The organism is Halorubrum salinum, from assembly GCF_024494575.1.
Classification (GTDB): domain Archaea; phylum Halobacteriota; class Halobacteria; order Halobacteriales; family Haloferacaceae; genus Halorubrum; species Halorubrum salinum.
Genome location: NZ_JANHDO010000001.1, coordinates 1 through 12,882, shown reverse-complemented (window position 1 = coordinate 12,882; position 12,882 = coordinate 1). Strand labels below are relative to the sequence as shown.

Genomic DNA, 12,882 nt, shown 5'->3' with positions numbered 1-12,882 from the left:
ACCTAACGCCACCCGGTCAACCAACCATTCAACCCATCCGGTCAATGCAACCACTCACGCGCGCTCGAAACCGACGCCCACGCGCTCGAAATCACCTCAGCCGACATTCACCAATATAAATGCCACACCAATGTACCACCTGCGGCCGGACGTTTCCCGACGGATCCAAAGAGATGCTCTCCGGCTGTCCGGACTGTGGTGGCAACAAATTCCAGTTCAAACCCGAGAGCGCCTCGTCTTCTGACGGCTCCACGCCTGATCGAGAACGACCGACGAGAGCCGACAAGATGAGCGGATCGAGCGAGGCGACCCAACCGGACGAGCCGACAGGTCCCGCCCAGCCGACTTCTGAATCATCTCAGTCGTCTGCCTCGGATCCATCGTCTGCTTCGGACTCGTCGTCTGCTCCGGACCCGTCCTCTCCCTCTGATCCCTCGTCGTCGCGGTCTGGTGCCGATTCCGAGCAGGTTCGCGGACGCAGCGAGGAGGACACCGCTCAGGCGAGCGCTCGTTCCGACGTCGTCTCGCCCGACGAACTGGACCGAGCAAGCCGCGACGTCACCGACTCGTCGGGATCCGACGGCCCGCCTCCGGAGGAGTACGCTTCCGACGTACCCGCGGAGTCCCGCCCGGATATCGACAACCTTCGCGAGGAACTCAACGAGCAGTTCGAAAGCATTCGCATCGTGAGTCCGGGACAGTACGAGCTCAATTTGATGGAACTGTACGACCGTCAAGAATACATCATTTCTCTCCAAGAGGACGGTCGATACGTCATCGAGATGCCCGACGCGTGGGGAATCGACGACGAGTAATTCGGGTTTTCATTTCACCGGCTTTTCTGCCAGCAACCCAGATACTCCCGGCCCTCAACCGAAAATACTGCCCATATGTGGGTTTATTGCACACGACACGGGTTTCTACTACCCACATTTGTCATTTCCTCGTCCAATGTCGAAGAAGACACAGTTATGCGGCTTCCCCTGATAGGGGTGCGCATGTTTACCGGTCACGTTCCAGACAGCGGTTTCCGCCCGCGTTCACTATTGGCACGGCGACGGCTCGACGCCGGAGCATCTTTCGTGAGATCCGGCATCCGTCGCGATCACGCCCCTCGTGACTGTCGTCACGCTTCCCGTAACTGTCAGGGGGTAATCGCATGCGCGTAGTCGCCAAGTTCGGCGGAACGAGCCTCGGAAGTGGCGATCGGATCGAACGCGCGGCTGACTCGGTCGCGAGCGCGGTCGAGACCGGGCACGAAATCGCCGTCGTCGCGAGCGCGATGGGGTCGACGACCGACGACCTCCTCGACGACATCACCTTCGAGACGGACGACGCCGACCGCGCGGAGATCGTCTCTATGGGCGAGCGGACGAGCGTTCGAATGTTGAAAGCCGCGCTCTCGGTCCGCGGTATCGACGCGGTGTTCCTGGAGCCCGGCCACCCGGACTGGCCTGTCATCACGAACGAGGTGGGCGAAGTGGACATCGAGGAGACGAAAAAGCGTGCAAGAGAGATCGCCTCCCGAATGGACGGTGTCGTCCCGATAATCACCGGATTCCTCGCCGAGGATCACGACGGAAACGTCACCACGCTCGGTCGCGGCGGGTCCGACACGACCGCCGTCATGCTCGGAAACTACATGGACGCGGACGAGGTCGTGATCGTCACCGACGTCGAAGGCGTGATGACGGGCGACCCCCGCGTCGTCGAAGGCGCGCGGAACGTCGGCCAGATCACCGTCGACGAACTACGGAACCTCTCGTTCCGCGGCGCGGAGGTCGTCGCCCCGTCGGCGCTCTCGTACAAGGACGAGGACCTCGACGTTCGAGTCGTCCACTACCAGCACGGAGACCTGCTGCGCGGCGGCACGCGCATCGAGGGGCAGTTCGAGAGTCTTATCGACATGCGCGAGGAGCCCCTCGCGTGTCTCACCATCGCCGGGCGAGCCATCCGAAATCGGTCCGGAATCCTCTCACAGCTCGCGAGCGCGCTCCGCGAAGAGGAGATCAACATCGACGCGGTCGCCTCGGGGATGGATTCGGTCACGTTCTACGTCGACGTCGACAAAGCCGAGACGGCCGAGGCGCTGCTTCACGAGGCGGTCGTCACCGACGAGGCGCTCTCGTCTGTCACCGTCGCCGATCCGATCGCGGTCATCCGCGTGACCGGCGGCGAACTCCCGAACCGTCCCGGCGTCATACAGGACATCATCGCGCCGATCGCGGAGGCCAACATCAACATTATCGACCTCATCACGAGCGCCACGTCCGTCGCGGTGTTCGTCGACTGGGACGACCGAGAAGACGCACTCGAGATAGTTCAGCAGCGGTTCGACTGAGCTAACCGCCGGTCGGACCGTTCCGGCTCTCGCGTTTCGAGACGTCGCTGCACTCTCGCGTTTCGAGACGTCGATCCTCCGTGTCGCTATCTTGTATCGATGTCCATGTCGACGTCGTCGGCGTCGATCCGGTACCGAGTCGTCTCTCGCCCGCGGAACCGCGGCCCGGATCCGATGGCCTCGAACCCCATCTCCGATAACACCGGTCTGTCATCGTCGGTCGGTACGACCACTTCGAGAGACATTCTCTCTCGGGCCGCGAACCGGAGGGGCGTGTCGAGCAACCGACGAACCACCGCGTCCTCCCCTGCGAAGTCACTCACGTGAACCGTGTCGCCGCGCGCGTCGAACGCGACGAACCCGATCACGCGGTCGCCGCCAGCGTCACTCTCGATCTCCTTCGGGCCGCCGTGTTCTTCCCATCGATCGCCGTTTGATCCCGACCACTCCTCGTCCGTCTCCGCGACCGCGACCCGAACGGAGCGCTCGTGGATCGTGTCGATCACGACGCTCCGCGGTCGATCAGTCGCCGCGGCTATGGCCCCGCTATCGGCCTCCAGTGCGTCGCGAATCCGCATACCGTGAGTTCATCGAGTGTTCGTATAAAACCCAGCCTGCAACAAAACCCGGCCTGCAACAGACCGACCAACCGCGTGACGACACGGCGTCTGTGACGGCCGGCGGCCCGGCGCTACGATCCAGTCGTCACGAACCGAGTGAGATGGATTTAAGCGATGGGATGCCCGACGGGAGACATGAACAAACCAACTCAGATCGTGTTCGGTACGATCAGCGTTTCGGCCGTCGTGTCCGTTCTCATCGTCCTCTCGTACGTCTTCGGTTGATGTTCTCCTCCCGCCCGCTCGACGACGACCTCGACGCGGTCCGGGATCAGTACGCACCCGACTCACCGGTCCTCGATGTCGACACCGACTTCGAGACCCTCCCGCCCGCCGCGGCGGAAGATCTCGGACTGTTCGTCGACGGACTCGCCCCGGCGTCGTTTCCGTCCGAGTGGCTCCCGTCAGAAGTCCCAGAGCTACTTCGAACGTACGCGGGCCCAACCTTCACCGTCGGACTCCCCGGCGGCGGAACCGTCGTCCGAACCACCCAGACGGACCCTCAGGCGGTGCTCGTCAAGGCTCGCGCGGAGGGGACCCCAGACGACTTCCTCGCGTTCCTGATCGCCGATCGGCTGGTCCAGATCGGGGCCGATCCCGCGCCGGGGGCGCTCCCTGACGCGACGCCGTCGACTCACCTCCCGGAGAGTTTCCTCCCGTTCTTCGCCGACCGGTACCGCGATCTCGACGCCGCGATACGCCGTCCGGACCCAGAGACGGGAGCGTCGACGACCGGACAGACTCCGACCGACGTCTTTCAGATAGCGACTGCGCTGTTCGACGCGTGGGTCGGACTCCACACGCGAGACGTCTTCGCCTCGTGGAGAGACCTGTCTGACGCCGAGCCGGCCGCCTCTCACCTCCGAGGTCCCGCCGTCTCCCGGCTGTTCGAGGCGTGGACCGACGCCGGCGATCGCCTCGACGGACGTCTCGGAGATCTCCCCGCGGAAGTCGCCCGCGGCGAGACCGACTTCGCGAGCGCGACCGAGTACGCGTGCTCAGCGGTCCGACACGGCCTAGATCTCCCCGCACCGTTCGCCGCGCTCGACACCTCGGCGTACCGTGACCGCGGGGCGTCGTACGCGGTGAAGTGGGCAGAGAAGACGTTCGACTCGATGATCGGAGAAGTCACCGATTGATCGGAGAAGTCACCGATTGATCGGAGAAGTCACTAACGTATCGGCGGAGCAGCAAACGCTGATCGGTCCCTACACTCAGATGTCGACTTCGACGTCTCCGTCTCCGTCCAGCTCGATGACCCCTTCGAACAGATCGCGGAACCGATCGAGCGTCGCGACCTCGTGGACCTCCTCGGAGAGGTGGAATATCCCGACCGCGTCGTGCTCGTCGAGGAGATCGAGAATGTCGGCTGCGGCCTCGTAGACCGCCTCGTCGTCGGCGTAGTACGCCATCTCTGTGAGCGAGTCCACGGAGACGCGCCGTTTCCCGTCGTTTTCCGTCAGGAACCGCTCGACGCGATCGACGACCCCGTCGAGGTCGTCCGGTGCGGAGACGTAGTACACGTTCTCTGCCGACCGGCGGGAGTAGCCCCGCTCGACGGAGAGCGTATCGAGGATGGTCGCCTTCGTCTCGTCGACGTCGTAGTACTCCAACTTCTGTTCGACCTCCCGGGCGGTCGTTCGCGTGGAGACGACGAGGAACGCGTCCGTGTCCGTCTTCAGAAAGTCCGTGTCGATCCGGTCCGTCTCGCCGATGCTCGGGTGGATGAGCAAGAGCCCCGTCCCACCGGGGATCGTTTCCGGCCCGTTCTCGATGGCGAGCGAGTAGTCCATACGAACGGAAGTCGGCGGACCGACTTAATCGTGCGGGACGCGACAGGAAGCCGTCCGCGACAGCACCGACCGGTGTCGGCCACGCCCGCTCACGTCACCGGTCCGTCCGGTGCGACTGTGGCCGGTCCCCCGGGTCCGCCCTCGCGTCGAACTCCCGGGATCGCAGAGTCACGAGGCGGAAGCCAACGGCTGACGTCGCGGGACCACCGACTCGGTCGGGTCGTTTTCCGGGACCGCCGACTCGGTCGGTTTTTTCATCGTTCCCTACGAGAGTCCACTCCATGCCCGGCCACGCGACCGCTCGCGACGTCTACCGGCAGGCGCTCCCCGTGATACTCGTCAGCCTCGTCGCGGGGCTGTTCGCGGGGACGATCCTCGGGACCGAGACGATGCGATCGTTCATCGCCGACGTTCCGGGGCTCCTCCTGTTGTTGCCCGCGTTCCTCGCGACCCGCGGCGGCGTGTACGGCTCTCTCGGCGCGCGCCTCTCGACCGGGCTCCATCAAGGGCTCATCGAGCCGCGCTTCCAGTTGGACAGGCGACTCACGAACGCTATCGTCGCCTCGTTCATCAACGGAATGAGCGTCTCCGTGTTCATCGCGGTCGTTACGTACCTCTGGCTCGGTCTCCTCGGTTCAGACGGGAGCCTCCTCGAACTCGTCGGGATCATGGTCGTCGCCGGATTCCTCTCGGCGGTGCTCATGATATCGGTTCTCATTACGGTCATCTTCGTCGGCTACCGCCGAGGACTGGACCCCGACAACGTGATCGGTCCCGTCGTGACGACCCTCGGTGACGTCTTCGGCGTCTTCTTCCTCCTCGTCGGCGTCGTCGTCGTGGGGGGCGTGGTATGAGCGCTCCCGGAGACGCCTCCCAAAGCCCAGACCGCCCGCTGCCCGACGAGTGGTCTATCCCTCGGATCGTCCGCACGATGGTCCCGCTCCTCGCGGTTCTCTCCGTGTTGCAACTCGTCTCCGGGACAGTCCTCCAGACGTACGAGGCCACGCTGGTCCGGTACCCGGCCCTCTTGGTGTTGGTTCCGGTCCAGATCGGCACGGCGGGGAATCTCGCGTCGATCACCTGCTCGCGGCTCACCACCCAACTGCACCTCGGGACCTACGAGCTGAGCCTCGCCAACCCCGAACTCCGCGCGAACGCCGGTGCCGTCTTCGCGCTCGCGGGAACCGTCTTCGGCGTCGTCGGCGTCGCCGCGTGGGCAATCGGCCTCGCGTTGGGCGGTGCGCTCGGTCTCGGTCGGGTGCTTCTCGTCTCCCTGTCGTCGGGGATGCTTCTCGCGGGGCTCGTCGTCGTGACCAGCGTCGCCGCGGTGGAGGCGTCCTATCGAGTCGGTCTCAACCCCGACGACACGACGATCCCCGTCGTCACCAACGTCTGTGACATCGCCGGCGTGTTGATCCTCTTTGCCGTCGTCACACTCGTGGTGTGACCCGGCGACCGCATCACGATCGGCCGATCTCAGAACACGCTGTCGGCGGTCGCCGCGCCGACGACGCTGAAGACGGCCCCGACCGAGACGGCCTTGAACGTCGTCGCCCACAACTCGACGCCGGTGACCCCCGCCTCGACGAGGAAGGTGTCGGGCGCGTCGAAAAGCACCGCGAGCACGAGCACCGACCCGAACGCGACGATCATGAGCGAGACGAACCGCATCGGTATCCCGACGATGTCCCGCTCGTCCTCGGGATCGCGGTCCGTGTCGGCCCGGTAGAGCGCGGCGTAGCCGATGAGCGCGGCGATCGCGGCGGTCAACACTCCTTGAACCCAGTTCATTCCTGCAGCGAGTACCCACACCTCCTCGGTGACGACGAACGGTCCCGCGAGGAGGAACCCACCGACCGCCTGCTGTGCGGAGTCGGCGACGCGGAACTTCGGTCGGCGGAGGGTCTTCGGCCGCTTCATGCGCTCTGAAGCGAGACGAACCGATAAAACACCGGCGCTCCGCCGCGACGACATCGTTATGATTTAGCGCCTCCCCCGATGGCCTCTCGCCGGGTTCCGTGTTCACTTCGGATCCGCGTCCTCTCTTCGCTCTCCGAACGCGTTCGTCTCTCGGCTCCTCCGAACGCGGCCTCTCCGAACTCGTTTTCACTCGCCCGCGCGTGCGGGCATGTATGAGTGTTCGAGAGGAGTTCGACGACTGGGCCGCCTCGGGGCGTGACCGTGGCATGGAAGACAGACACTGGCACACTGCAAAACACGTTCTCGCGCGGATGCCGGTCGAACCGGGAGACGCCGTGTTGGACCTCGGTACCGGGTCCGGCTACGCCCTCCGCGCGCTGCGCGAGCGCGGGATCGGCCGCGGATATGGGCTCGACGGCGCACCCGAAATGGTCCGGAACGCACGCGGGTACACGGACGACGACGCGGTCGGATTCCTGGTCGGCGACTTCGACGACCTCCCCTTCGCTGACGACTCCCTCGACCACGTCTTCTCGATGGAGGCGTTTTACTACGCGAGCGATCCGGTTCACACCCTCGAAGAGGTCCGACGCGTGCTGAGACCTGGCGGAACGTTCTACTGTGCGGTGAACTTCTTCGAGGAGAGCGAGTCCACGCACGCGTGGCAGGAGAAGATATCCATCGAGATGACGCGCTGGTCGCGCGCTGAGTACCGCGAGGCGTTCAGGAAGGCCGGCCTGTACGTCGCTGAACAGGACGCCGTCTCGGACCGCGAGATCGACATCCCGCCCGAGTCGGCGTTCCCGACCGACGACTGGGACTCCCGCGAAGAGATGGTGGACCGCTACCGAACGTGGGGGACGCTCTTGACCGTCGGCGTCGCGCCCTGATCCGATCGGCCTCTGCACAACCGAGGCCGTTAAGAGGGAACCACCGGAACGTGCGTGTGAAATGCCCAGTGGTGAGTACGACCCCGACGCCGTCGAGCCGCGCTGGCAGCGGCGATGGGTCGACGAGGAGACGTACGCGTATCCCGACGACGACCCGGTCGATCCGAACACCGTCTTCTCCATCGACACCCCGCCGCCGACGGTGTCGGGGAGCCTCCACATGGGCCACCTCTACGGATTCACCCTCCAAGACTTCGTCGCGCGCTTCGAACGCATGAACGGGGGAACGACCTTCTTTCCGTTCGGCTACGACGACAACGGGATCGCCTCCGAGCGCCTGACCGAGGACGAACTCGACATCCGCCACCAGGATTTCGAGCGACGCGAGTTCCAAGCGAAGTGCCGGGAGGTCTGTGCCGACTACGAGGAGCAGTTCACGGAGAACGTCCAGGCACTCGGCGTCTCCGTCGACTGGGACCACACCTACCAGACCATCGAGCCGCGCGTCCAGCGCGTCTCCCAGCTCTCGTTCGTCGATCTGTACGACCAGGGGCGCGAGTACCGCGAGAAAGCCCCCGCGATCTGGTGTCCCGAGTGCGAGACCGCCATCTCGCAGGTCGAGACCGAAGACGACGAGCAGGACAGCCACTTCCACGACATCGCGTTCCCGGTCGTGCGGGACGAGGCGACCGGCGCGAACGGCGGCGACGCCGCTGCCGAGGCCGCCGACACTGCCGACGAGGCCGCCGAGACGTTCACCATCTCGACGACGCGCCCGGAGCTTCTCCCCGCGTGCGTCGCCGTCTTCGTCCACCCCGACGACGAGGAGAATCAACAGCTCGTCGGCGAATCCGCCGAAGTCCCGCTGTTCGGCCACGAGGTCCCCATCATCGCCGACGAGCGCGTCGACATGGAGACCGGCTCCGGGATCGTGATGTGTTGTACCTTCGGCGACCAGAACGACATCGAGTGGTACCAAGTCCACGACTTGGACCTCCGCGTCGCCATCGACGAGTCCGGTCACATGACCGCGGTCGCCGAGGAGTACGAGGGGCTCCACTCGGGGGAGGCCCGAGAGGCCATCGTCGCCGACCTCGACGAGGCGGGCGCGCTCGAAGAGCGCCGCGCGATCACCCACACCGTCAACGTCCACGAGCGGTGCGGGACGAGCGTCGAGTTCCTCGTCACCGAGCAGTGGTACATTCAGATGCTCGATAAGACCGACGAGTACCTCGACATCGGCCGGGAGATGGAGTGGTCTCCCGAGAAGATGTTCACGCGGTACGAACACTGGGTCGAAGGGCTCCAGTGGGACTGGCTCATCTCGCGACAGCGTTCCTCGGGAATTCCGTTCCCCGTGTGGTACTGCGCCGAGTGCGACGAGGAGATCGTCGCCGAAAAGACGGACCTGCCCGTCGACCCCCTCTCGGACGACCCGCCCGTCGACGCCTGCCCGGCGTGCGGACACGACGAGTTCGTACCCGAGGACGACGTGCTCGACACGTGGGCCACCTCCAGTCTCACCCCGCTTATCAACGCCGGCTGGGACTGGGACGCGGAGGCCGAGGAGTTCACCATGGAGCACCCCGAGCTATACCGGTTCGACCTCCGCCCGCAGGGCCACGACATCATCAGCTTCTGGCTGTTCCACACCCTCGTCAAGTGTTACGAGCACACCGACGAGGTCCCATTCGAGGAGACGATGATCAACGGTCACGTCCTCGACGAGAACCGCGAGAAGATGTCCAAGTCCGTCGGTAACGTCGTCGAACCCGAGGCGGTGCTCGAAGAGTTCCCCGTCGACGCCACGCGCTACTGGGCCGCCGGCACCGCGGTCGGCGACGACTTCCCGTTCAAGGAGAAGGACCTCCGCGCGGGCGAGAAGCTGATCCGCAAGCTGTGGAACGCGTCGAAGCTCGTCGAGTCGCTGGCCCCGGAGCCGTTCCCCGCCGAACCGGACGACGGCGACCTCCGAGAACTCGACCGATGGCTCCTCGCCGAACTCGACTCGGAGATCGACCGTCTCACCGACCTGCTCGAAAACCGGGAGTTCTCGAAGGCCCGAGACGGCCTCCGCAGCTTCTTCTGGAACACGTTCTGTGACGATTACCTCGAAATCGCCAAACAGCGCGACGACGACGCCGCGGCGTACACGCTTCGAACCGCTCACCGTCGGTTCCTGAAACTGTTCGCGCCGCTCCTGGCACACGTCACCGAAGAGCTGTGGCACGACATGTACGCGGACGCGGTCGAGCCGAACGACGCCGCCGGCGGTGCCACCGACTCGATCCACCTCACCGACTGGCCCGAACCGCTCGGCGTCGACGCCGACCGCGACGCGGGCGCGGCCGCGACAGCCGTCGTCGGCGTCATCCGGAAGTACAAAAGCGAGAACCAGCTCCCCCTGAACGCCGAACTCGACGCCGTCGAGGTGTACGCGGACGTTCGCGGCTTCGAGGCGGACATCACGGGCGTGATGCACGTCGCCGATCTCACGGTCCACCCCGACGCCGACGCGCCCGTCGAAACGGTGATCACGGGAATCGATCTCGATTACGCCACGGTCGGCCCGAAGTACGGCGACCAGGTCGGTGACATCGAGGCGGCGCTGGCGCAGGACGATTACGAGATCGACGGCGACGAACTCCACGTCGCGGGCGTCACCCTCCTCGCCGACGAGTTCTCGATCGAAAAAACCCGACAGTACCGTGGTGACGGCGAACTGCTCGAAGCCGACGACGTGGTCGTCATCGTGAACAACGACGCGTAACAGTCTCCCGTTTCGTCTGCAGTTGCGGGCGTCTCCTCCACGCTACAGGTCTGCGCCGACCGCCTGCTCGACCGTCTCGAACCCGTCTCGTTCGAGCAGCTCGAGGACGCCTTCGTTGATGTCGCGCGCGACCGTCGGCCCCTCGTACACGAGCCCGGTGTACAGCTGTACGATCGACGCTCCGGCGCGTATCTTCTCGTAGGCGCTTTCGGCGTCCGTGACCCCACCAACCCCGATCACCGGAACGTCCGTCCGCTCGGCTACGAATCGAACGCGTTCGGTGGCGAGGTTTCTGATCGGTCGTCCGGACAGTCCCCCGCGCTCGGCGCGGTTCGGACTCTGCAGCGAATCGGGCCGCGACGTGGTCGTGTTCGTCGCGATAACGCCGTCTAGGCCGCACTCGTCGACGACGGCCAGCGCCTCCTCCACGGCCGGTTCCGGTAGATCGGGCGAGAGCTTCACGAGGAGGGGCTCGGCCCCGGCGTCGGAGAGCGTTCCGAGAATCTCCTCCAGCGCCTCGCGGTTCTGGAGATCCCGGAGACCGGGCGTGTTCGGGCTGGAGACGTTGATGACGAAGTAGTCGCCCGCCTCTGCCACGCGCTCGTAGGTGTATCGGTAGTCGGCGGCCGCGTCGGAGAGCGGCGTCGTCTTCGACTTTCCGATGTTCACCCCGACCGGAACGTCGGGAAGCGGCTCCCGATCGAGCCGCTCCCCGACGATGTCCGCGCCCTCGTTGTTGAACCCCATCCGGTTTATCAACGCCTCGTCTTCCGTGAGACGGAACAGCCGCGGGCGCGGATTCCCCGGCTGGCGCTCGGCCGTCACGCCGCCGATCTCGACGTGGCCGAAGCCGAGCGACGCGAGCGCACGGGGGATCTCCGCGTTCTTGTCGAACCCGGCGGCGACTCCGACCGGATTCGAGAATTCGAGCCCGAACGCGTTCACGCTCAGGCGAGAACTGTCGACCGCGTACCGAGACCGGAGCGACGCCGCGACCGGCGTCCCCTGTGTCACTTCCAAGAGTTTGTGTGTCAGCCCGTGTGCGGTCTCCGGTGGAAGCCTGAACAACACCGGCTTCAACAGGTCGTACGCGTTCATCGTTTCCGACTCAGTACGAGCAGGTATCAATCCGCCGACCGACGCGGCGCCGCACCGATGACCCAGCCCGCTGTGGCGGCGCGTACCCTCGCTCCGGTCGCGTCTGTGGTGGGAACACCGCGGTTCGGCCGATACTCAGAAATCGTGTTCGAGGTCTTCGGGGCTCGAATCCGCCTTTTGAATGATTATCTTCCCGTCTCGGACCCGGACGAACACCTCGTCGCCTATCTCCATTCCGGCGACAGCGAGCTCGTCTTCGTGGAGGTTCACGTGGACGTTGTGGTACTTCCCGTCGTCGTCCTTCGCACCACTCGGGCTGAGCTTCTTTTTACGGACCATCGCGGTTGTACTGGTCGCACTTCGCCATAGCAGACACATAAGTGTTGTTTACATACCCTGCCGGACCGCCCGGCTCCCGGTTACATCTACCTAGAATCGCTAGGCGGAGCGGAGTTACTATATAAATGTTTTGCACCTCAGCTTTCATTTCCCCGATATATTTATTATCGACTGTGTGCTGGGTTCCCATGGAGGATAAACCATGGTACGTGAAGACGGTAAGCGAAACTTTGCCCTTCGAGACGAAGACGGATCGGAAACGAGCGAATTCTCCGGAAATATGCCTCGGCAGGCCGCGCTCAAGGCAGCACGAACTCTCGATCCCGCTCCCTCAGAAGACGAGGCCGAACGGATCACGCTTCGCCTCCGAGAAAAGGGGACGAAGAAAGTCCACGAGTACGAGGGATGGGCGTGGAAGGACAGCGCTCCCGAAGTCGACGACGCGGACGATGACTTCTGGCTCAACGACCTCAACGACATCACCAAAGCCAACGTTTCGAAACAGGGGATCGAGTACATCGACGAAGCGTAGCTCTCTCGCACGATTTTTTACGAGACCGCCGGAGGTCCAGTGGCAACGCCGCGAATCTCGTCCCCCTCTCTCGACGGTTTCGGAGCCGTTCGGCGCGACGCCCCCCGGCATGAAACCGCATGACGTAGCGCCGATAGTTCGACGGGGTTAAATACAACCCGGCCATCGTGACTAATGCGAAGAACGCATCCGCGAACTCGGGCCGTTCAACTCGGCCCGGTTTCGCTGGACCTGACACGCTTCGACGGGTTTATATCCCCTCGAAGGGTACAATCAGGTCCGCGAAGATGAGGATTTCGCCCCCTGCGCTCCGGCGTAAGAGGAAATCTGATGTGAGCCGTGGTCGTTCGGTGTCATCCAGGTCGCTGGGTGCACTGGACACCATATCAGACCATGCAATGGTGTGTTGACAACGAGTCAACACCCGCCAACACCCCCTCTGTACCGGGAACCAGGTACAGAGGTATACATTCCGGTTGATCCTGCCGGAGGCCATTGCTATTGGGATTCGATTTAGCCATGCTAGTCGTACGAGTTCATACTCGTGGCGAATAGCTCAGTAACACGTGGCCAAACTAC

Annotated in this window: 14 protein-coding genes and 1 rRNA gene; 10 read left to right on the top strand and 5 right to left on the bottom strand. The window is 64.3% G+C overall.

The window, feature by feature from the left end; all coding sequences use genetic code 11:
* Positions 1-119 precede the first annotated feature (119 nt).
* Together NO930_RS00070 and NO930_RS00065 are read left to right on the top strand one after the other, a co-directional pair.
* On the top strand, positions 120-815 hold the full coding sequence (locus tag NO930_RS00070) for a Zn-ribbon domain-containing protein (RefSeq protein ID WP_137782924.1): 696 nt from the start codon (positions 120-122) through the stop codon (positions 813-815).
* A 344-nt stretch (positions 816-1,159) separates the two neighbouring features.
* Positions 1,160-2,341, top strand: a complete 1,182-nt coding sequence (locus NO930_RS00065; protein ID WP_137782925.1) for an aspartate kinase — start codon at positions 1,160-1,162, stop codon at positions 2,339-2,341.
* An 86-nt stretch (positions 2,342-2,427) separates the two neighbouring features.
* Here NO930_RS00065 and NO930_RS00060 read toward each other — a convergent pair whose 3' ends face one another.
* Positions 2,428-2,919, bottom strand: coding sequence for a hypothetical protein (locus NO930_RS00060; RefSeq protein ID WP_256402107.1), 492 nt, complete (start codon positions 2,917-2,919; stop codon positions 2,428-2,430).
* 177 nt (positions 2,920-3,096) lie between these two features.
* Between NO930_RS00060 and NO930_RS14130 the strand changes: the two genes are divergently transcribed.
* Together NO930_RS14130 and NO930_RS00055 are read left to right on the top strand one after the other, a co-directional pair.
* The gene (locus NO930_RS14130) at positions 3,097-3,186 is read left to right on the top strand and encodes a hypothetical protein (RefSeq protein WP_425601432.1); all 90 of its coding nucleotides are present in this window, start codon (positions 3,097-3,099) and stop codon (positions 3,184-3,186) included.
* The gene (locus NO930_RS00055) at positions 3,186-4,100 is read left to right on the top strand and encodes a DUF7089 family protein (RefSeq protein ID WP_256402106.1); all 915 of its coding nucleotides are present in this window, start codon (positions 3,186-3,188) and stop codon (positions 4,098-4,100) included. Before NO930_RS14130 ends, NO930_RS00055 begins: the two co-directional genes overlap by 1 nt.
* A gap of 75 nt (positions 4,101-4,175) precedes the next feature.
* Here the strand turns inward: NO930_RS00055 and NO930_RS00050 are convergent, their stop codons facing one another.
* Positions 4,176-4,754: a DUF7090 family protein gene (locus tag NO930_RS00050; RefSeq protein ID WP_137783331.1), complete on the bottom strand. Its 579-nt coding sequence runs from the start codon at positions 4,752-4,754 to the stop codon at positions 4,176-4,178.
* Positions 4,755-5,035: 281 nt separating this feature from the next.
* Here NO930_RS00050 and NO930_RS00045 point away from each other — a divergent pair, with 281 nt between their 5' ends.
* Together NO930_RS00045 and NO930_RS00040 are read left to right on the top strand one after the other, a co-directional pair.
* Complete coding sequence (locus NO930_RS00045; protein ID WP_137783332.1) at positions 5,036-5,608, top strand: magnesium transporter; 573 nt, start codon at positions 5,036-5,038, stop codon at positions 5,606-5,608.
* Complete coding sequence (locus NO930_RS00040) at positions 5,605-6,201, top strand: magnesium transporter (protein ID WP_137783333.1); 597 nt, start codon at positions 5,605-5,607, stop codon at positions 6,199-6,201. Before NO930_RS00045 ends, NO930_RS00040 begins: the two co-directional genes overlap by 4 nt.
* 29 nt (positions 6,202-6,230) lie before the next feature.
* On the opposite strand, the gene NO930_RS00035 is transcribed toward NO930_RS00040, so the two are convergent.
* Entirely contained in the window at positions 6,231-6,674 is a 444-nt protein-coding gene (locus tag NO930_RS00035) for a DUF2391 family protein (RefSeq protein ID WP_137783334.1), read from the bottom strand.
* Positions 6,675-6,886: 212 nt separating this feature from the next.
* Here NO930_RS00035 and NO930_RS00030 point away from each other — a divergent pair, with 212 nt between their 5' ends.
* Positions 6,887-7,564, top strand: coding sequence for a class I SAM-dependent methyltransferase (locus NO930_RS00030; protein ID WP_137783335.1), 678 nt, complete (start codon positions 6,887-6,889; stop codon positions 7,562-7,564).
* A 61-nt stretch (positions 7,565-7,625) separates the two neighbouring features.
* Positions 7,626-10,334 (top strand): valine--tRNA ligase, encoded by a 2,709-nt coding sequence (locus tag NO930_RS00025; RefSeq protein WP_256402105.1) that lies wholly within the window; start codon positions 7,626-7,628, stop codon positions 10,332-10,334.
* A 42-nt stretch (positions 10,335-10,376) separates the two neighbouring features.
* Here NO930_RS00025 and NO930_RS00020 read toward each other — a convergent pair whose 3' ends face one another.
* Positions 10,377-11,432, bottom strand: coding sequence for a quinone-dependent dihydroorotate dehydrogenase (locus NO930_RS00020; protein ID WP_256402103.1), 1,056 nt, complete (start codon positions 11,430-11,432; stop codon positions 10,377-10,379).
* Between the two features lie 135 nt (positions 11,433-11,567).
* A complete protein-coding gene (locus tag NO930_RS00015; protein WP_049984018.1) occupies positions 11,568-11,771 on the bottom strand; it encodes an AbrB/MazE/SpoVT family DNA-binding domain-containing protein in 204 nt (67 codons plus the stop codon).
* A gap of 202 nt (positions 11,772-11,973) precedes the next feature.
* Between NO930_RS00015 and NO930_RS00010 the strand changes: the two genes are divergently transcribed.
* Positions 11,974-12,303: a non-histone chromosomal MC1 family protein gene (locus NO930_RS00010; RefSeq protein ID WP_137784511.1), complete on the top strand. Its 330-nt coding sequence runs from the start codon at positions 11,974-11,976 to the stop codon at positions 12,301-12,303.
* Between the two features lie 469 nt (positions 12,304-12,772).
* A 16S ribosomal RNA gene (locus NO930_RS00005) occupies positions 12,773-12,882 on the top strand; the annotation flags it as partial.

What these genes read in the sequence shown, in the direction of transcription:
- NO930_RS00070 (WP_137782924.1), top strand. Translation starts at nt 120, where the DNA reads ATGCCACACCAATGTACCACCTGCGGCCGGACGTTTCCCGACGGATCC.
- NO930_RS00065 (WP_137782925.1), top strand. Translation starts at nt 1,160, where the DNA reads ATGCGCGTAGTCGCCAAGTTCGGCGGAACGAGCCTCGGAAGTGGCGAT.
- NO930_RS00060 (WP_256402107.1), bottom strand. Translation starts at nt 2,919, where the DNA reads ATGCGGATTCGCGACGCACTGGAGGCCGATAGCGGGGCCATAGCCGCG.
- NO930_RS14130 (WP_425601432.1), top strand. Translation starts at nt 3,097, where the DNA reads ATGAACAAACCAACTCAGATCGTGTTCGGTACGATCAGCGTTTCGGCC.
- NO930_RS00055 (WP_256402106.1), top strand. Translation starts at nt 3,186, where the DNA reads ATGTTCTCCTCCCGCCCGCTCGACGACGACCTCGACGCGGTCCGGGAT.
- NO930_RS00050 (WP_137783331.1), bottom strand. Translation starts at nt 4,754, where the DNA reads ATGGACTACTCGCTCGCCATCGAGAACGGGCCGGAAACGATCCCCGGT.
- NO930_RS00045 (WP_137783332.1), top strand. Translation starts at nt 5,036, where the DNA reads ATGCCCGGCCACGCGACCGCTCGCGACGTCTACCGGCAGGCGCTCCCC.
- NO930_RS00040 (WP_137783333.1), top strand. Translation starts at nt 5,605, where the DNA reads ATGAGCGCTCCCGGAGACGCCTCCCAAAGCCCAGACCGCCCGCTGCCC.
- NO930_RS00035 (WP_137783334.1), bottom strand. Translation starts at nt 6,674, where the DNA reads ATGAAGCGGCCGAAGACCCTCCGCCGACCGAAGTTCCGCGTCGCCGAC.
- NO930_RS00030 (WP_137783335.1), top strand. Translation starts at nt 6,887, where the DNA reads ATGAGTGTTCGAGAGGAGTTCGACGACTGGGCCGCCTCGGGGCGTGAC.
- NO930_RS00025 (WP_256402105.1), top strand. Translation starts at nt 7,626, where the DNA reads ATGCCCAGTGGTGAGTACGACCCCGACGCCGTCGAGCCGCGCTGGCAG.
- NO930_RS00020 (WP_256402103.1), bottom strand. Translation starts at nt 11,432, where the DNA reads ATGAACGCGTACGACCTGTTGAAGCCGGTGTTGTTCAGGCTTCCACCG.
- NO930_RS00015 (WP_049984018.1), bottom strand. Translation starts at nt 11,771, where the DNA reads ATGGTCCGTAAAAAGAAGCTCAGCCCGAGTGGTGCGAAGGACGACGAC.
- NO930_RS00010 (WP_137784511.1), top strand. Translation starts at nt 11,974, where the DNA reads ATGGTACGTGAAGACGGTAAGCGAAACTTTGCCCTTCGAGACGAAGAC.